The sequence below is a fragment of the Xanthomonas sp. CFBP 8152 genome (assembly GCF_014199025.1).
In the GTDB taxonomy this organism is placed as follows: Bacteria; Pseudomonadota; Gammaproteobacteria; order Xanthomonadales; family Xanthomonadaceae; genus Xanthomonas; species Xanthomonas arboricola_B.
This window is the reverse complement of sequence record NZ_JACHNO010000007.1, coordinates 14,086-31,176: the sequence shown is the minus strand read 5'-3', so window position 1 is coordinate 31,176 and position 17,091 is coordinate 14,086. Positions and strand designations below refer to the sequence as shown.

11 protein-coding genes and 2 pseudogenes are annotated in these 17,091 nt (G+C 65.9%); 6 read left to right on the top strand and 7 right to left on the bottom strand.

What is annotated here, in order from left to right; all coding sequences use genetic code 11:
* The first annotated feature begins 44 nt into the window (after positions 1 to 44).
* Positions 45 to 896 (top strand): formyltetrahydrofolate deformylase, encoded by an 852-nt coding sequence (gene purU, locus FHT09_RS18570; protein WP_166775473.1) that lies wholly within the window; start codon positions 45 to 47, stop codon positions 894 to 896.
* 133 nt (positions 897 to 1,029) lie between these two features.
* Complete coding sequence (locus FHT09_RS18565; protein WP_104607081.1) at positions 1,030 to 2,169, top strand: MFS transporter; 1,140 nt, start codon at positions 1,030 to 1,032, stop codon at positions 2,167 to 2,169.
* Between the two features lie 85 nt (positions 2,170 to 2,254).
* On the opposite strand, the gene FHT09_RS18560 is transcribed toward FHT09_RS18565, so the two are convergent.
* A complete protein-coding gene (locus FHT09_RS18560) occupies positions 2,255 to 2,965 on the bottom strand; it encodes a response regulator (protein ID WP_104607080.1) in 711 nt (236 codons plus the stop codon).
* A complete protein-coding gene (gene baeS / locus FHT09_RS18555; RefSeq protein WP_184417068.1) occupies positions 2,965 to 4,344 on the bottom strand; it encodes a sensor histidine kinase efflux regulator BaeS in 1,380 nt (459 codons plus the stop codon). The genes FHT09_RS18560 and baeS overlap by 1 nt, the downstream gene beginning before the upstream one ends.
* A 230-nt stretch (positions 4,345 to 4,574) precedes the next feature.
* Here baeS and FHT09_RS18550 point away from each other — a divergent pair, with 230 nt between their 5' ends.
* Genes FHT09_RS18550 through FHT09_RS18540 form a run of 3 tightly spaced genes read left to right on the top strand, consistent with a single transcriptional unit; the run spans position 4,575 to position 10,435 of the window.
* Positions 4,575 to 5,828: an efflux RND transporter periplasmic adaptor subunit gene (locus tag FHT09_RS18550; protein ID WP_104607079.1), complete on the top strand. Its 1,254-nt coding sequence runs from the start codon at positions 4,575 to 4,577 to the stop codon at positions 5,826 to 5,828.
* Between the two features lie 9 nt (positions 5,829 to 5,837).
* The gene (locus tag FHT09_RS18545; RefSeq protein WP_104607078.1) at positions 5,838 to 8,987 is read left to right on the top strand and encodes an efflux RND transporter permease subunit; all 3,150 of its coding nucleotides are present in this window, start codon (positions 5,838 to 5,840) and stop codon (positions 8,985 to 8,987) included.
* Positions 8,984 to 10,435: an efflux transporter outer membrane subunit gene (locus FHT09_RS18540; RefSeq protein ID WP_104607077.1), complete on the top strand. Its 1,452-nt coding sequence runs from the start codon at positions 8,984 to 8,986 to the stop codon at positions 10,433 to 10,435. The genes FHT09_RS18545 and FHT09_RS18540 overlap by 4 nt, the downstream gene beginning before the upstream one ends.
* A 538-nt stretch (positions 10,436 to 10,973) precedes the next feature.
* Here FHT09_RS18540 and FHT09_RS20475 read toward each other — a convergent pair.
* The 5 genes and pseudogenes from FHT09_RS20475 to FHT09_RS18510 form a co-directional block, all read right to left on the bottom strand.
* Positions 10,974 to 11,166: pseudogene (locus tag FHT09_RS20475) on the bottom strand (conditioned medium factor); the annotation flags it as partial.
* Positions 11,167 to 11,716: 550 nt separating this feature from the next.
* A pseudogene (locus FHT09_RS18525) lies at positions 11,717 to 13,483 on the bottom strand (choice-of-anchor X domain-containing protein); the annotation flags it as partial.
* A gap of 274 nt (positions 13,484 to 13,757) precedes the next feature.
* A complete protein-coding gene (locus FHT09_RS18520; RefSeq protein ID WP_258077268.1) occupies positions 13,758 to 14,645 on the bottom strand; it encodes a methylenetetrahydrofolate reductase in 888 nt (295 codons plus the stop codon).
* 106 nt (positions 14,646 to 14,751) lie between these two features.
* Positions 14,752 to 15,417: an epoxyqueuosine reductase QueH gene (locus tag FHT09_RS18515; RefSeq protein WP_104607076.1), complete on the bottom strand. Its 666-nt coding sequence runs from the start codon at positions 15,415 to 15,417 to the stop codon at positions 14,752 to 14,754.
* The gene (locus tag FHT09_RS18510; RefSeq protein ID WP_104607075.1) at positions 15,417 to 16,355 is read right to left on the bottom strand and encodes a LysR family transcriptional regulator; all 939 of its coding nucleotides are present in this window, start codon (positions 16,353 to 16,355) and stop codon (positions 15,417 to 15,419) included. Before FHT09_RS18510 ends, FHT09_RS18515 begins: the two co-directional genes overlap by 1 nt.
* A 97-nt stretch (positions 16,356 to 16,452) precedes the next feature.
* Between FHT09_RS18510 and msuE the strand changes: the two genes are divergently transcribed.
* Positions 16,453 to 17,046 (top strand): FMN reductase, encoded by a 594-nt coding sequence (gene msuE, locus FHT09_RS18505; RefSeq protein ID WP_181141420.1) that lies wholly within the window; start codon positions 16,453 to 16,455, stop codon positions 17,044 to 17,046.
* The last annotated feature ends 45 nt before the right edge of the window (positions 17,047 to 17,091 follow it).

Genomic DNA, 17,091 nt, shown 5'->3' with positions numbered 1-17,091 from the left:
AAGCACTGCGCCCGCAGCCAGGCGCATTGGCTATCATTGTGCCGATGCGCTCCGACTACATCCTCACCCTGTCCTGCCCCGACCGCACCGGCATCGTCTATCGCGTGACCGGGCTGCTGTTCGATCTGGCCTGCAACATTCTCGACGCACAGCAGTTCGGCGACGACGAAAGTGGCCGCTTCTTCCTGCGCGTGCACTTCGACAAGCCGCCGGGCACCGACATTGCCGGGCTGGAACGCCGCTTTGCGCAGCTGGCCGATGAATTCCGGATGGACTGGCAGCTGCACGATGCGCGCCGCCGCGCGCGCTTGCTGGTGCTGGTGAGCAAGCAGGGGCATTGCCTCAACGATCTGCTGTTCCGCATGCATAGCCGGCAATTGCCGGTGGATATCGCGGCGGTGGTGTCCAACCACGCCGACTTCGCGCCGCTGGCCGCCTCCTATGGCATCGCCTTCCACCATCTGCCGGTGAGCGCCGACACGCGCGCCGCGCAGGAAGCGCAGTTGCTTGCCCTGGTCGAGGCGCTGCAGATCGATCTGGTGGTGCTGGCGCGCTACATGCAGATTCTTTCGCCCGAGGTGTGCCGCGCATTGGCGGGGCGGGCGATCAATATCCATCACAGCTTCCTGCCCAGCTTCAAGGGCGCGCAGCCGTATCACCAGGCGCACGCACGCGGCGTCAAGATCATCGGCGCCACCGCGCATTACGTCACCGAAGATCTGGACGAAGGCCCGATCATCGAACAGGACGTGGCACGCGTGGATCACGCGATGACACCGCGCGATCTGGTGCGGCTGGGCAGCGATACCGAGTCGCTGGTGCTTGCGCGTGCGGTGCGTCGCCATGTCGAGCACCGCATCGTGCTCAATGGCCATCGCACGGTGGTGTTTCGCTAGCGCCGTCGCACATACCCACGGACGGTTGCAGCACGCGCAATGGAGCGGTGGCCGGGCCAGGTCCGGCCAGCGCACGCGCCGGCCTGGTGCCACCGTCGCACTCTCCTCGCCGCTTCCTCCTGGAATTGTTTGCATGTCGCTTGTCCCCGGCTCCAGCGCTCGCGCGCAACAGCACGCCACCCGCGCGGCGTTCTTCATTCCCGGCTTTGCTGCCGCGGTCTGGGCGGTGCTGGTGCCGTTCGCCAAGGCTAGGACCGGCGTGGATGATGGCGCGCTTGGCCTGATCCTGCTGTGCCTGGGAGCAGGCTCGTTCCTGGCGATGCCGCTGGCCGGCGCGGTGTCGGCGCGCTTCGGTTTCCGTGCGGTCATGGCGGTGACGGCGGCGCTGATCTGCCTGAGCCTGCCGTTGCTGGCGGTTGTCGCCGATCCGTGGTTGCTGGGTGCGGTGCTGTTCGTGTTCGGCGCCGGCGTGGGCGCGATGGATTGCGCGATGAACATGCAGGCGGTGGTGGTCGAGCGCGATGCCGGGCGCGCGATGATGTCGGGATTCCATGCGTTCTTCAGCATCGGCGGTTTCGTCGGTGCCGGCGCGATGACCTTGCTGTTGTCGGCGCAGGTCTCCCCGCCGGGCGCGGCGCTCGCCGGGGTGATCGCCATGCTCCTGGTCGGGGTGGCGTCGGTGCGCCACTGGCGGACCGAGCGCGTGGCGCAACAGGGGCCGTTGCTGGCGCTGCCCAGGGGTATCGTGCTGTTCATCGGCATCCTGGCGTTTGTGGTGTTCCTGGCCGAAGGCACCATTCTGGACTGGAGCTCGGTGTTCCTGGCCGATGTGCACCAGGTCGACCCGAGCACCGCCGGCGTGGGTTATGTGGTGTTTGCATTGACCATGACGGTGACGCGCCTGCTGGGCGATGCGGTGGTGGAGCGCCTGGGGCGCATCCGCTCGATCGTGGTGGGCGCGCTGCTGGCCAGCGCGGGCTTCTGCGTGCTCACGCTGGTGAGCCCGTGGCAGGCCTCGTTGGCCGGTTACGTGTTGGTCGGCCTGGGCTGCGCCAACATCGTGCCGGCCCTGTTTTCGTTGGCCGGCAACCAGACGCGCATGCCGGAGAGCATCGCCATCACCGCGGTCACCACCCTGGGCTACGCCGGCATCCTGGCCGGGCCGGCGCTGATCGGTTTCGCCGCGCATGGCATCGGCCTGGTCGGCGCCTTGCTCGGTGTTGCGGTGCTGATGGTGGCGGTGGCGGTTTCGACGCGTTGGTTGAAGGTGTGAGTGTTATCGGTCACCCGCCTGGAGTCGGTGGGTGGTCGGTCATGCGTCGCGCGCGGGCACGCTCCTACGAGGGGGGGGATATTGATTACGCTTCGGTGGGTAGATACTCGAAGCGGTAGCCCACGCCGTAGACCGAACGCACCCATTCTTCGCCGCCCACCTCGGCCAGCTTGCGGCGCAGGTTCTTGATGTGGCTGTCCACGGTGCGGTCGGTGACGATGCGGTGGTCCACATACACGTGGTCCATCAACTGTTCGCGCGAGTACACACGCCCCGGCGCCGCGCACAGCGTGCGCAGCAGGCGGAACTCGACCTGGGTCAGGTCCAGGTCGCGCCCGGCCACGCTGGCGCGGCAGGCGGCGTCATCGATCAGCAATCCATGCGTGGGCACCGCGTTGGGATCGTGCCGGTGGCGGCGCAGCACTGCACGCACCCGGGCAATCACCTCGCGCGGGCTGAAGGGCTTGCAGATGTAGTCGTCGGCACCGATCTCCAGCCCGAGCAGGCGGTCGATCTCTTCGGCGCGCGCGGTCACCATGATCACCGGCACCGCGCCAAGGCTGCGCAGCTCGCGGCAGATGTCCATACCGTCGCGATTGGGCAGCATCAGGTCCAGCAGGACCAGATCCGGCGCCTGTGCGCGAAACGCCGCAATCGCCAGCGCGCCATCGGCCACCCAATGATGCGAATAGCCGGCCGCGTGCAGATACTCGCCCAGCACTGCAGCCAGGCGCGGTTCGTCTTCGACGATCAGCACGTGTGCGTTCGGTGCTGTGGTGGTGGCGGTGTCGTCCATCAGGCCTCCAGGGCCGGCAGCTGCAGCGTCACGCGCAGGCCGCCCAAGGGCGAAGCGGTGGCGTGGATCTCGCCGTCGTGTGCGCCGACGATATTGCGGCAGATCGCCAGGCCCAGCCCGCTGCCGCCGCTGGCGCGATTGCGCGAGCCTTCCACGCGGTAGAAGCGTTCGAACAGGCGATCGAGCTTGTCTGCCGGCACGCCGGGCGCGCTGTCTTCGATCACGATCTCCACCAGGTGCGCGCGCCGTGCGCACTGCACCCGCAACTGGCCGCCGGCATCGGTATAACGCAACGCGTTTTCCAGCAGGTTGGACAGCAGCTGCTGCAGGCGACGCTCGTCGCCGTCGACATGCAAGGGCGCAGTGATGCCGTGGGCCTGCAGCGTGAGCCCGGCTGCGGCGATGCGCGTGTGCATGCCGGCCAACGTGGACTGCAGCACCACGCTCAGATCGATTGGTGCGCGCCGGTAGGCCAGTGCGCCGACATCGGTGAGCGACAGATCGTAGAGATCCTCGATCAGCTTGCCGAGCTGGCCGACCTCCTGATGCAACGAGGTCAGCGATTCCCGCGTCATCGGCCGGATGCCGTCCTGCAGCGCTTCCAGCTCGGCGCGCAGCACTGCCAGCGGCGTGCGCAACTCGTGCGAGACATCGGCCATGAAATCGCGACGCGCGCGTTCGTTGTTGTCCAGCGCCTGCGCCAGCTGGTTGAAGTCGCGCGCGAGCTGGTCGAGCTCATCGCGCATGCGCGCCTCCAGTCGCGTGCCGTAGTCGCCGGCCGCCAGGCGATGGGTTGCCGCGGTCAGGCTACGCACGCGCCGCAGCAAGGTGCGCGACAGCAACCAGCCGAACAGCGCGGCCACCCCGATGGACGCCGCACCGACGGTCCACCACAGACGTTGCTGGGCCTGGTAGAAGCGCGCGTCGTTGGCGGTCAGCACCTTCTCGAAGGGCAGCATGCCCATCCAGCCCACCGTCTGCCCGTTCACCGCCACCGGGCGCAGCGTGTCGGTGCGGCTGACGTTGGGGTTGCCGATGATCACGCGGTAGTCGCGATCGAGCAGCGCGAAACGAAACACCGCGCCGGTCTGATCGGAGATCGGTGGTGCGTACGGCGGCAGGTTCTGCGGCAGCTCCGGGCGCATCAGCACGAACCAGGCGTCGGGATTGTCGCGGATGAAGTTCCAGTCGCCGTGCTTGGCATAGTCGGCCTGCACGCGTGGCAACACTTCCAGCATCCGCTCGACGCCCTGCTCGCTGAGATAATCGAGAAACTGCTTCCTGAGCAACAGCTGCCCGGCCAGGCCATTGATCAGCAGCACTGCAATGCAGGCGCTGAGGATGGCGAGGAAGAGCTTGGCGGTGATTCCGAGTTTCATCGAGGCTGGGACAACCTTGTTGCGAATGAGGTCATGCACGGGCGCTTGCTGCAGTTGCGCCAGGTTGCAGCAGCGGCGACTGCGGGTGCAGCGCGTGTCGTGCACAACCGTATTGGGACTTCATTAAACCCCGAAAGCAAGCGCCTGCTGTCTGCCGACGCAAATCTTCAAATTTGCTCCATATTCGCAGCGTAGCGTGCGTATCCTCCGATCACTTCCGGGTGCGCCGTATGCGTTGCGTTGCTTCCTCCCGTTCTGCCATGGTGTCGCGTCAGTGGCTGCTGGCCGCCATGATCACCGTCGCGCTGGCGGCGTGTTCGCCTGCGCAAGCGCCGCAGCAGCGGCAAGTGGAAGTGGGCGTGCAGCGCGTGGAGGTGCAGCGCCTGACGCTGGACCAGACGCTGCCTGGACGCACTGTGGCCTATCAAAGTGCGCAGGTGCGCCCGCAAGTGGGCGGCATCCTGCGCAAGCGGCTGTTCACCGAAGGCGAGCAGGTGCAGGCCGGGCAGGTGCTTTACCAGATCGAGCCGGCGCCATTTCAGGCCGCGTACGCTTCCGCGCAGGGCGAGCTGGCGCAGGCCGAAGCGGCGGTGTTGTCGGCCAAGCCCAAGGCGCAGCGGTACCAGACGCTGGTCCAGCTCGATGCGGTCAGCCAGCAGGATGGCGATGACGCCACCGCCACCTTGCGCCAGAACGAGGCTGCAGTGACCGCAGCCAGGGCGGCGGTGCAGACCGCAAAGCTCAATCTGGATTTCACCCGCATCACCGCGCCGATCAGCGGCCGCATCGGCACCTCGAGCTTTACTCCGGGCGCACTGGTCACCGCCGATCAGACCGATGTGCTGACCACCATCAATCAGCTCGATCCGATCTATGTGGATGTCAGCCAGTCCAGTGCCCAGTTGCTGCAGTTGCGGCGCAAGCTCGATGGCGGCCAGCTCAAGGCGGTCGATGGCAAGGCCGAGGTCAAGCTGTTGCTGGAAGACGGCAGTGCCTACGCGCGCACCGGTACGCTGGAAGTGGTGGACACCGCGGTGGACGCCACCACCGGCACGGTGAAACTGCGTGCGGTGATTCCGAACCCCGACCATCTGTTGTTGCCCGGCATGTACGTCAAGGCGGTGCTGCCGATGGCGGTCAACGAACAGGCGATTCTGGTGCCGCAACAGGCCGTCACCCGCAACAGCAAGGGCGAGGCGGTGGCGATGGTGGTCGGCGCCGATGGCAAGGTGGCGCAGCGCGTGCTCAAGACCGGCGACGCGGTCGGTGATCGCTGGACGGTCAGCGAAGGTCTGTCGGCGGGCGAACGCGTGATCGTGCAGGGCCTGCAGAAGATCCAGGTCGGCATGCCGGTGAAGACGCGCGAGGTGACCGCCGCGGCGGCCACGCCGGCGACGTCTGCGCCGAGTGCCGCCGCCGCCGTTGCGCCTGACGCCACGCCGACGCCCGCAGCGCCGGCCGGCACCGCACCCAAGGCCGACTGAGGAACTTCCATGGCTCGTTTCTTCATCGACCGCCCCATCTTCGCCTGGGTCATCGCCATCGTCATCACGCTGGCCGGCGCGATCTCGATCTTCTCGCTGCCGCTGGAGCAATATCCGGACATCGCACCGCCCTCGGTCACGGTCAACGCCACCTATACCGGCGCCTCCGCAGAGACCGTGCAGAACTCGGTCACGCAGATCCTCGAACAGCAGATGACCGGCCTGGACAATCTGCTCTACATGTCGTCCAGCAGCAGCTCGGCAGGCACTGCGCAGATCACGCTGACCTTCGATTCCGGCACCGACCCGGATACCGCGCAGGTGCAGGTGCAGAACAAGGTGTCGCAAGGTGAGGCGTTGCTGCCCGACGAGGTCAAGACCAGCGGCGTGACCGTGACCAAGTCGGCCAGCGGCAGCATGTTCATGGTGCTGGCCTTTACCTCCGAAGACGGCAGCATGGACAGCACCGACATCGGCGACTACATGGTGTCCTCGTTGCAGGACCCGATCAGCCGCCTCAACGGCATCGGCAGCGTCAACGTGTTCGGCGCCGAATATGCGATGCGGGTATGGCTGGATCCGGAAAAACTGCACACCTATGCATTGATGCCCTCGGATGTCAGCACTGCGATCGCCGCGCAGAACGCCGATGTCTCGTCCGGTGCACTGGGTGCATTGCCGGCGCTGCAGGGCCAGCAGTTGAATGCCACGGTGACCTCGCGCAGCAAGCTGCGCACGCCGGCGCAGTTCGAGAACATCGTGCTCAAGTCCGAGCCCGGCGGTGCCACGGTCTACCTGCGCGATGTCGCGCGGGTGGAGCTGGGCTCGGAATCCTACGGCTCCAGTTCCAAGTTCAACGGCAAGGCGGCCTCGGGCATGGGCCTGCAGCTGGCGACCGGTGCCAATGCGCTGGACGCGGCCAAGCTGGTGGAAGCCAAGCTGGATGCGCTCAAGCCGTATTTTCCGGCCGGGCTGAAGTACGAGGTCGCCTACGACACCACGCCGTTCGTGCGCATCTCCATCGAGGAAGTGGTCAAGACCCTGATCGAAGCGATCGTGCTGGTGGTCGTGGTGATGTACCTGTTCCTGCAGAACTGGCGTGCCACCCTGGTGCCGGTGATCGCGGTGCCGGTGGTGTTGATGGGCACCTTCGGGGTGTTGTCGCTGCTGGGCTTTTCGATCAACACGCTGACCATGTTCGCCATGGTGCTGGCGATCGGCCTGCTGGTGGACGATGCCATCGTGGTGGTGGAGAACGTCGAGCGCCTGATGGCCGAGCAGGGCATGTCCCCGCGCGAGGCCACGCACACCTCGATGGGCCAGATCACCGGCGCCCTGGTCGGCATCGCGCTGGTGCTCACGGCGGTGTTTCTGCCGATGGCCTTCTTCGGCGGCGCCACCGGCGAGATCTATCGGCAGTTCTCGGTGACGATTGCCGCGGCAATGATCCTGTCGCTGGTGGTCGCACTGACCCTGAGTCCGGCGCTGTGCGCCACCTTGCTCAAGCCCATCGACAAGGGCGGCCATGTCTCGCGCAAGGGTGTGCTGGGCACGTTCTTCAGCTGGTTCAACACGCGCTTCGATCGCGGCACCGAGCGCTACGGCCGTGGCGTGGAGCGCGTCGTCGCCCATCGCAAGCTCGGCTCGCTGATCTACGCGGTGCTGCTGGTGGTGCTGGCGCTGCTGTTCTGGCGGCTGCCCAGCGCGTTCCTGCCCGAAGAAGACCAGGGCATGTTGATGGTGATGTTCAGCGCGCCGGCCGGTGCCACCCAGCAACGCACCCAGCAGTCGATCGACCAGGCCACCGCGTTCATCCTCCAGCAGCCGGAAGTGCAGGGCATCATGACCATTTCCGGTTTTAGCCTGGCCGGCAGCAGTCAGAACTCGGGCATGGGTTTTATCCGCCTGAAGGATTGGGCCGACCGCGAGGGCTCCGCGCAGGACGTGGCCCAGCGCATCACCGGCGCGATGATGACGACGCTGCCCGACGCGCAGGTGTTTGCGTTGACGCCGCCGGCAATCCACGGGCTGGGCACAAGTTCCGGGTTCACCCTGCAGTTGCAGGATGTCGCCGGCAACGGCCACGAGGCCCTGGTGGAAGCACGCAAGCAGTTGCTGCAGTTGGCCAACGGCAACCAGAACCTGAGTGCGGTGCGCTTCAACGGCCTGGACGATGCGCCGACCTACCGCGTGCAGATCGACGATGCCAAGGCCGGCGCCCTGGGCGTGGCCGCAGCCGACATCAACACCACGCTCTCCACGGTGATGGGCGGGCGTTACGTCAACGACTTCCTCAACAACAACCGCGTCAAGCGCGTGTATGTGCAGGGCGAGGCGTCCGCACGCATGCTGCCCGGCGACATCGACCGCTGGTATGTGCGCAACAGCGACGCCGCCATGGTGCCGTTCTCGGCATTCGCCAGCAGCGCCTGGGCCTACGCGCCGCAGGTGTTGACCCGCTTCAACGGCAGCGAATCGATGGAGATCACCGGCAGCGCCGCGTCGGGCATCAGCTCGGGCGATGCGATGACGGCGGTTGCCGGCGACGTGGACGGCATGGGCAAGGGCGTGGGCTACGCCTGGTCGGGCATGTCGTATCAGGAGCAGGCCGCCGGTACCCAGACCTGGATGTTGTATGCGGTGTCGCTGGTGTTCGTGTTCCTGTGCCTGGCCGCGCTGTACGAGAGCTGGTCGATTCCGATCTCGGTAATGCTGGCGGTGCCGGTGGGCATCGTCGGCGCGCTGCTGGCGACCTGGATGCGCGGGCTGTCCAACGACATCTACTTCCAGGTCGGCCTGCTGGCGACGATGGGTCTGGCCGCCAAGAACGGCATCCTGATCGTGGAGTTCGCCAAGGAGCTGGAAGAAAAAGGCCAGCCGTTGATCGAGGCCACCCTGCACGCCGCACGCATGCGTCTGCGCCCGATCCTGATGACCTCGCTGGCCTTCATGCTCGGCGTGCTGCCGATGGTGATCAGCAGCGGCGCCGGCTCCGGTGGACGCCATTCGCTGGGCACCGGCGTGCTCGGCGGCACGCTGGCCTCCACCGTGCTGGGCATCTTCTTCGTGCCGTTGTTCTACGTGATGGTGCGCAGCCTGTTTCCCGGCAAGGCGGCCGATCACTCCACCGTCGTTTCCACCTCCGAGGTGACTCCATGATGCGCACTACCTCCCTCAGTCTGGCGATGGCCTGTGCCATCGCATTGAGCGGCTGCGTCAGCATGGCGCCGCGTTATGCACGCCCGGACGCGCCGGTGCCCGGCGTGGTCGGCGACACCGGAAGCGCGAGCCATGGTGCCGGTGCCGACACCCGCACTACCGGCGCGGCTGAGCTGGATTGGCGGCAGGTGCTGATTGATGCGCGCCTGCAACAGGTCGTCGCACTGGCATTGGACAACAACCGCGATCTGCGCGTGGCCCTGCTCACTATCGAGCAGGCACGCGCGCAGTACCGCATCCAGCGTGCGGATCTGTTTCCGGCAGTGGACGCCACCGTCTCGCACACGGCGCAGCGTGCTGCAGCGGCAACCAGTTTCACCGGTGCGGCGCAGATCATCCGCAGTGCCACCGGGCAGGTGGGGATCAGCAGTTGGGAGCTGGACCTGTTCGGGCGCATCCGCAGTCTCAAGGACGAAGCACTGGAAACCTATCTGGCCAGCGAGCAGACCCAGCGCAGCACGCGTCTGAGCCTGGTGGCCGAAGTGGCCAGCGACTGGCTCACCGTGGCCGCCGATCAGCAGCGGCTGGCGCTTGCCCAGCAGACGCTGGAGAGCCAGCGCAAGACACTGCGCCTGACCGAATTGCAGCACGACAACGGGGTCGTTTCCGGGCTGGATCTGGCGCAGATCCAGACCAGCGTGGAAAGTGCGCGCGCCGATGTGGCCAGCTTCACCACCCAGCTGGCGCAGTCGCGCAATGCCCTGAATCTGGTCGTGGGCACGTCGGTACCGGCGGCGTTGTTGCCTGCGACCGATGCGATCGAGAGCGGCGTGGCGCTGGCGCCGTTACCGGCCCAGCTGGAATCGCGCGTGCTGTTGCAGCGCCCGGACGTGTTGTCGGCCGAGCACACGCTCAAGGCCGCCAACGCCGACATCGGCGCGGCACGTGCGGCGTTCTTCCCCACCATCTCCCTGACCGGCAATGTCGGGCGCGGCAGCGATGCCTTGTCCAGCCTGTTCGATGGCGACCACACCTGGTCGTTCTCGCCCAGCGTGAGTTTGCCGATCTTCCGCGCCGGCGCCTTGAAGGCCGAACTGGATGTGGCCAAGCTGCAGAAGGACATCACCATCGCCCAATACGAACTGGCGATCCAGACCGCCTTCAGCGAAGTGGCCGACGCGCTCGCCGAGCGCACCCAGCTGGCCGAACGCATGGACGCGCAACGCGCCCTGGTGGATGCGGCACAACGGGGTTTCATCCTGTCGGATGCGCGCTACCGCAACGGCGTGGACAGTTACCTGGTGGCGCTGGACGCGCAGCGCTCGCTCTACAGCGCACAACAGACCTTGATCAGCCTGCGGCTGACCGAAGCGAACAACCGGGTGACCTTGTACAAGGTGCTCGGCGGCGGCGCCGATGCGCAATCGCAACCGTTGGCGCAACAGTAGTCCTGCATGGATGTGCGAGCGCATCCGCCAGGTGCGCAACGGTAGCGACAGTGCCCGGGTCAAAAGGAGCTACTCGAACCGCACCTCATCGGACAGCGCGTAGCGTGCTGCTCGCAATCACGCACCGACCGTTCCGACCGGCCCTTGCCAACCCACCATCGCGGAATCTTGAGCGGCATGGATGCCACGCCAGCGCCTGCACGGACGCACCTGCGGCGTGTCCTGCGATGGTGGCCGGGCACGGGCCTTGCAGCCAAGCCGCAGATCAGCAGCTCTATACCTGATCTCGGCACCGTCCAGTCACGCCAAGACAAGCGAAACGTCCGGTTCTAGCGTCGTTTAGACCTGCAGATGCTTGCGTCGAACGTCTAGCTAGCCGAGCGCTGATGGGAACAAAGAAAGCAGGCTGCACCCACCTACCGCTGAGCGCAGCAATTGTTCCGCCGCTCTGACTACAGCCAGTAGGCCGGTGTTCCCACGCATGTTGCGATGGCCGATGCGGACGACGGCCATCGCAGTGCAGACCGCCGATATCGCATCACTTCGCGGCATTGGCATTCATCACCGCATTGTGGCTTGCGTCCAGATACTGCGCCGGGTCGCGCATGCCGGTGGTGTGGCATTTGCCCGGTGGTGTGGCCGCGATTGACGCCGCCCGGCAGCTGCGCGTTGACCTGCTCGACTGTGCCGTCTTCCGGATCGTTCAACACCAGGTCCGAGGCGGCGTTGCAGCGGCGCAGTATTGGCGTCATGATTTCGAGAAAGCCCTCGGAATCAAGGATCTGGCGAATCTGTCTAAGCATTTTTGCTTTGTAGATCACCGGGTGTAAGGTCGAGTACATGTGTGCTCCTTATCGCTAGTCTTCAGATCGCAGACCAGTCAAGGCTGGGGGGCGATTCTCCACCACCGCGGGCGGGATGACGTGAACGAATGGGAAGTCGGCCTCAGAGCCTTGTCGCCCTTGGCGTCAAATGCACCCAGTAACAATCCTGTCGTAGGGCCATTGTCGATCGCTCCCAGACTGCTGCCGCATGTTGGGCAGAATGCTCGGCTAGACTGTTCAGAAGACTGATACAGTTTCGGAACTCCACCCTCACCGACCCACTCAACTGCGTCCTTGTCGTACTCGACCCAGCATTGAGTAAGGCTGCCAGAGTGGCGTTGACACATTCCGCAGGAACAGGTGTGGGGGAAACGCGGTTCGCCCTTGGCAATAAAGCGGATGCTTCCGCATAGACAGCCGCCTTTGTAAGTCTTGATCTTCATCCGTTCAACCTTTGGTAGTCGTTGGTGTACCAGTTGGTCTTGGCGAACGAGGTGGTGTAGTAGTTCACCTTGGCGCGCGCATCGGCTGGAATGCCGGCCAGCCAGGCCTTGGCGCCGTCGTAGGTCAGGTCGGTATTGGTGCCGCAGCCCACCCCGAACCACGAGCCCACGGCCGCCAGGATGCCGGACAGATTGGTGCCCTGGTAGGGCGTGCCGACCGACTGCATCACCCGCTCACCGGTGGCGTTATCCAGCCCGCTCCAGTAGTAGGTGTACAGATGCAGCGCGGCCATGCCGCCCTGGCTGTGCGCCACCGTCGCGAACGCGGACCACTGACTGGCGAACTGCGCCAGCCGCTGTGCGAACTGATCGTTGCTGCGGTTCTGTTTGGCATCGATAAACGAAGACGCGTTGGTGAATTGCGCCTGCGGCCATACGCCGTTGGAGCAATACCCGTGCACCAGCACCAGCTGCGAACCGGCCGCCTGCGGTTGTACCGTTGCATCGGCACTGGCCAGCGTCGTCGGGCGCGGCCCCATGCGCATGCTTTCGTCGATCGCGGCCGCAGACCGCGCGATGCTGGCACGTCGCAGCGCGGGCAGCTGCAGCGGCAGTGTGTCGGCCTGCACCAGCGGGATGTAATGGTCCGGGTCTTCGATACGCAACCCGCGCAGCGTAAACGGCGCACGCGCACCGGCACGCGCGATCCAGCGTTCGTCCAGGCTCAGCGGCAGCTCGCCTTGCTGCGGCGTCAGCATGCCGCCGATCCACGCCACCGGCACCTGCGTGCCCTTGGCATCGGTGCCCCAGACCTGGCCGAACACCCGGTAATGCGACGGCGCCTTGCCGCGTGCGGCGATGGGCAGGGCAATGCTGAGCCGTGTGCCGTCGGCCGCATGTGCGCTCAGGGCATTGCCGAGCAGGCGCAGCGAGGTGTCCAGCACCGGCAACACATGCTCGCTGGTGCGCACGAACGGCTGCCCGGCCTGGTCGTGACCACGCACGATCACCTGCGCGATCCAGGTCCCTTCGGCCGTCGGTCGGAACGTGCCGCCATACACGCCGTCGCCGGCAGCACCATCGTCGTGTTGCCCGTCATCGGCCATCGGCAGCGTGCGGATGCCCCCTTGCGGATCGATCACACGCAGGCTCGCGGTGTCGATCTGCCCGGCCTGCGCGGCGAGCAGGGTGGCACCGCGCGCATCGTTGCCGCTGAGCAGCGCGTTGAGCGTCAGCGTCTGGCCGACCTGCTGCCGACGATGGCGCGGGTAGGAGGCCAGCTGCGTGCGCGCATCGCCTTCCATCAGCACATAGCCGCGTTGCGCCACCGGCGCTGCCGATTGCAGGGTCAGCGACCACGCGCCGTTCTGCGCCGATTCCACCGCGTAGCGCATGCCGCTGGCGCCGCTGTCTGCGGTGCCCAGCAGTGTGCGTTGCGCCTGCAGTTGCGGCGCAACGGTCGCCGCACGCGCGCCGGCAACGCGTGGCGCAGTCACCGCCGCCTTCCACGGCTGATCGCCGGCCAGCACCATGAAGCGCAGGTGCCCGTTTTCCACCGGCAGCGTGCCTTGCCAGCGTGCGGAGTTGCCGGCCGGTGCCAGCTCCACCGGCAGCAAGGCGCTCTTGGACAGAATCGCCGACTCGGCCGGATCGGGCGCGCGCATCTGCGCGAACTCCTCCGGCGGGCCGGCCAGTTGTTTGGGCTGCAGTTCGGCCGCTGCAAGCGGCATGGAAACGAGCGACAGGGTGCACAGCAATGACAACAGCGACGGCTTCGGCATGGCGACATCTCTCCTTGAACGTTGCAGAAGCGATGCCGCCGCGTATCGCAACGACATCGGATGCAGCGCCCCCATCGCCGCGATTCGCCGATGGTTATACCGCGCGCTTATGACAGGTCTGCTGTGCGCTGCAGCACCTCACGCGCAGCAAACAAGCCCGACAAGAATGAAGGAGTCCAGACTGTGATCCAGGTCGTGAACAGGTTGATGCCGCGCACTTCCGTGCTCGATCAGTCGAGGTCTGCGGTCGATGCCGAGCGCCGCGCGCGGCGAGTCAGTCCGCCCGGGCGCGCGCGGTGCGGGAGCGGTACTGCTCCACCCACCCGACCGACTGTGCGATGCCGCCGAAGGGGAAGAAGTGCATGCTGATGTCTCCATGCGCTCCGCTGAGGCCGGTGGCGAGGCGATCCACAAAACGGTCCGGCCCGGCGGTCCCCAACAGCTTGCCGATCGAGATGCCGTACTTGGACAGCATCGATGCGCATGCGCCGACACCGCAGTGCGCGGCATAGCGTGCGAGCACCGCCACGCCTGCAGGACCGGCAACGCCCACACGCACGGGATGTTCGATGCCACGCGCGCGCAGCGCGTGCAACCACGTCAGCACGATGTCGGCATCGAACGCGAACTGAGTGACGATCAGCGGCGCCATGCCGCGCTCGGCGATGCTGCGACACTTGCGTTCCAGCACATCCCAGCGATCGGTTGCAGGCATGCTCGGATGTCCTTCCGGATGTCCCGCCACGGCGATGGCCTGAATGCCGGAGCGCTCAAAGACCCCTGTATCGATCAGCGAAACGCTATCGGAAAACGGCCCGATCGGAGACGGCGGATCGCCCGCGATCACCAGGCAGCGCTCAACGCCGGCCTCATCGACGGCGCGCCTGACGAATGTGTGGAGCTCGTCGAGCGAGCCGATGCGGCGTGCGGACAGGTGCGGCATCGGCTGGAAGCCGAGGTTGCGCACCCTCCGTGCTGCGGCCAGCCGCGCGTCGTTGTCCTGGTTGGGCAGGTAGGGGATGGCGATGGTTGAGCCACGCACGATCCGGGGCGCCGCTGCAGCCAGCTCGTCAATGTCCCTTGCGCCGACCTCCAGCGAGTAGGCGTCGGTGATGGTGCTGGCGAGGCTGGGCGTATCCGGATCGATCAAAGGGCTTGCCATCCTGTGGTGGTGAGTGGGCAGCGCCGCCACGTCAGCTCCGGTCGAGCGCGGAGAGAGCCATGGAGCACACTGAAATCCCGGCGCCGCCGCATGCCCTGGCGGGCACTCAATCGTCCTGTTCCGCATCGCCGTAGAATTTCACGCCCAGTTGAATGCGATTGCGCCCGCTTTCCACGCGGTGCCGGTTGGTATCGCGCAGCGAGTAGACGCAGCCGCAGTATTCCTGCTGATAGAAGTTTTCGCGCTTGCTGATCTCGACCATGCGCGAGGAACCACCACCCTTGCGCCAGTTGTACTCCCAGTACATCAGGCCGGGATACCTGGCCGCAGCGCGAACGCCGCAGTCGTTGATCTGCTGCATGTTTTTCCAGCGCGAGATACCCAGGGAGCTGGTGATCACCGGGAAGCCATGTTCGTGGGCATACAGCGCGGTGCGTTCGAACCGCATGTCGAAGCACATCGTGCAACGGATGCCGCGCTCGGGTTCGTTCTCCATCCCGCGTGCCCGCTCGAACCAGTTGTCCCGATCGTAGTCGGCATCGACGAAGGGCACGCCGCACTGCTCGGCAAAGCGGATGTTCTCCTCCTTGCGCAGCTCGTACTCCTTGCGCGGATGAATGTTGGGGTTGTAGAAAAAGATGGTGTAGTCGACGCCGGATGCCAGCATGGCTTCCATCACCTCGCCAGAGCACGGCGCGCAGCACGAATGCAGCAACACCTTGTCGTGGCCGGCAGGCAATGGAAGTGGCGTGCGCGTGGCGATGTTGTCCATCAGTTGGCTCCCGGCGTATTGGAATTTGTGTTGGCGGTGGTGTTGGCGATGCCATTGGCAGGCTGACGCGCCAGTTCGATGAAGGCCCGCAGGTAGTCGACGGCGATATCCGCCTCGCGCGCGCCCAGGAAGATCTGCTTGGGGATGCCGCGCGCACCCAGCCGCACCGGCACCACGTCCATCCTGGAGGCATATTCCTCCACCAGCCAGCGTGGCATCGCGGCCACGCCGCGGCCGCTGGCCACCATCTGCATCATGATGTCGGTGGTCTCGATGGCCTTGTGGCGCCTGGGCGTGACCCCGGCCGGCAGCAGGAACTGGCTGTAGATGTCCAGGCGCTCCAGGTCCACCGGATAGCTGATCAGCACCTCCCGGGTCAGCTGCTGGGGCTTGACGTAGGCGGCCGACGCCAGCGCATGGCCCTTGGCCACGACCAGCACCTGCTCGTAGTCGAACACCGGCTCGAATCGCAGCCCGGGCTTGTACAGCGGGTCGGGCGTGACCAGCAGGTCGATCTCGTAGCCGAACAGCGCGCCGATGCCGCCGAACTGGAACTTCTGCTTGACGTCCACATCCACATCCGGCCAGGTGGCCAGATAGGGCGCCACCAGCTTGAGCAGCCACTGGTAGCAGGGATGGCACTCCATGCCGATGCGCAGCGCGCCACGTTCGCCCTGCGCGAACTGCCCCAGGCGCTCTTCGGCCAGATCCAGCTGCGGCAATACCCGGTTGGCCACCGCCAGCAGGTATTGGCCGGCCTGGGTCAGGCGCAGGCTGCGTCCCTCGCGCAGCCACACGTCGGTGCCCAGCTGTTGTTCCAGCTTCTTCATGCTGTGGCTCAGCGCCGACTGAGTCAGGTTCAGCACGCCGGCGGCGGCGGTCAGCGAGCCTTGCTGCTCGACCTGCTGGACGATGGTGAGATGGATGCGCTCAAGCATTCAGATGATCCGAATTCATGGATTGTTGAAATAACACCATTTTACTTCATTGAATGCGAGCCCTAGCATCGGGGTTCGTCGCTTCAGGTCAACCCGCATGACTGTCAACGTGCCACACCCCCTCCGCGTCGTCGCGGTCTCCGGCGGTCTGCAGCGCCCCTCCAAGGCCGTCGCCCTCGCCGAACACCTGCTGGCGCTGATCGCTGATGCGGTGCCGTGCGAGCAACATCTGGTCGAACTCGGGGCGTTGGCACCGCAGTTCGCCGGTGCGGTCTGGCGCTCGCAGCTACCGGCGACGGTGGAGCAGGAACTTGCGGCCGTGGAGCAGGCGGACGTGCTGGTGGTGACCACGCCGGTGTATCGCGGCTCCTTCACCGGGCTGTTCAAGCACTTCTTCGACTTCATCCACCAGGATGCCTTGATCGACACCCCGGTGCTGTTGGCGGCGACCGGCGGCAGCGAGCGCCACGCACTGGTGATCGACCACCAGTTGCGGCCACTTTTCAGCTTCTTCCAGGCACGGACGTTGCCGCTCGGCGTCTACGCGACCGACCGCGACTTCCTGGACCACCGCGTGCACAACCAGGCCCTGGCCGAGCGGGCCAGGCTGGCGGTGCAGCGCGCACTGCCGCTGATCGCATTGACGCGGCATGCGAGCGCCATTGCTGCAGAGAACGTGGCTGCGGCCTGAGGCCATCCAGCCCACGGTTGTTCGGCGGGCCACCACACCCGTCGC

Excerpts from the sequence above, each read along its gene's own strand:
- purU (WP_166775473.1), top strand. The coding sequence starts at position 45 with ATGCGCTCCGACTACATCCTCACCCTGTCCTGCCCCGACCGCACCGGC.
- FHT09_RS18565 (WP_104607081.1), top strand. The coding sequence starts at position 1,030 with ATGTCGCTTGTCCCCGGCTCCAGCGCTCGCGCGCAACAGCACGCCACC.
- FHT09_RS18560 (WP_104607080.1), bottom strand. The coding sequence starts at position 2,965 with ATGGACGACACCGCCACCACCACAGCACCGAACGCACACGTGCTGATC.
- baeS (WP_184417068.1), bottom strand. The coding sequence starts at position 4,344 with ATGAAACTCGGAATCACCGCCAAGCTCTTCCTCGCCATCCTCAGCGCC.
- FHT09_RS18550 (WP_104607079.1), top strand. The coding sequence starts at position 4,575 with ATGCGTTGCGTTGCTTCCTCCCGTTCTGCCATGGTGTCGCGTCAGTGG.
- FHT09_RS18545 (WP_104607078.1), top strand. The coding sequence starts at position 5,838 with ATGGCTCGTTTCTTCATCGACCGCCCCATCTTCGCCTGGGTCATCGCC.
- FHT09_RS18540 (WP_104607077.1), top strand. The coding sequence starts at position 8,984 with ATGATGCGCACTACCTCCCTCAGTCTGGCGATGGCCTGTGCCATCGCA.
- FHT09_RS18520 (WP_258077268.1), bottom strand. The coding sequence starts at position 14,645 with ATGGCAAGCCCTTTGATCGATCCGGATACGCCCAGCCTCGCCAGCACC.
- FHT09_RS18515 (WP_104607076.1), bottom strand. The coding sequence starts at position 15,417 with ATGGACAACATCGCCACGCGCACGCCACTTCCATTGCCTGCCGGCCAC.
- FHT09_RS18510 (WP_104607075.1), bottom strand. The coding sequence starts at position 16,355 with ATGCTTGAGCGCATCCATCTCACCATCGTCCAGCAGGTCGAGCAGCAA.
- msuE (WP_181141420.1), top strand. The coding sequence starts at position 16,453 with ATGACTGTCAACGTGCCACACCCCCTCCGCGTCGTCGCGGTCTCCGGC.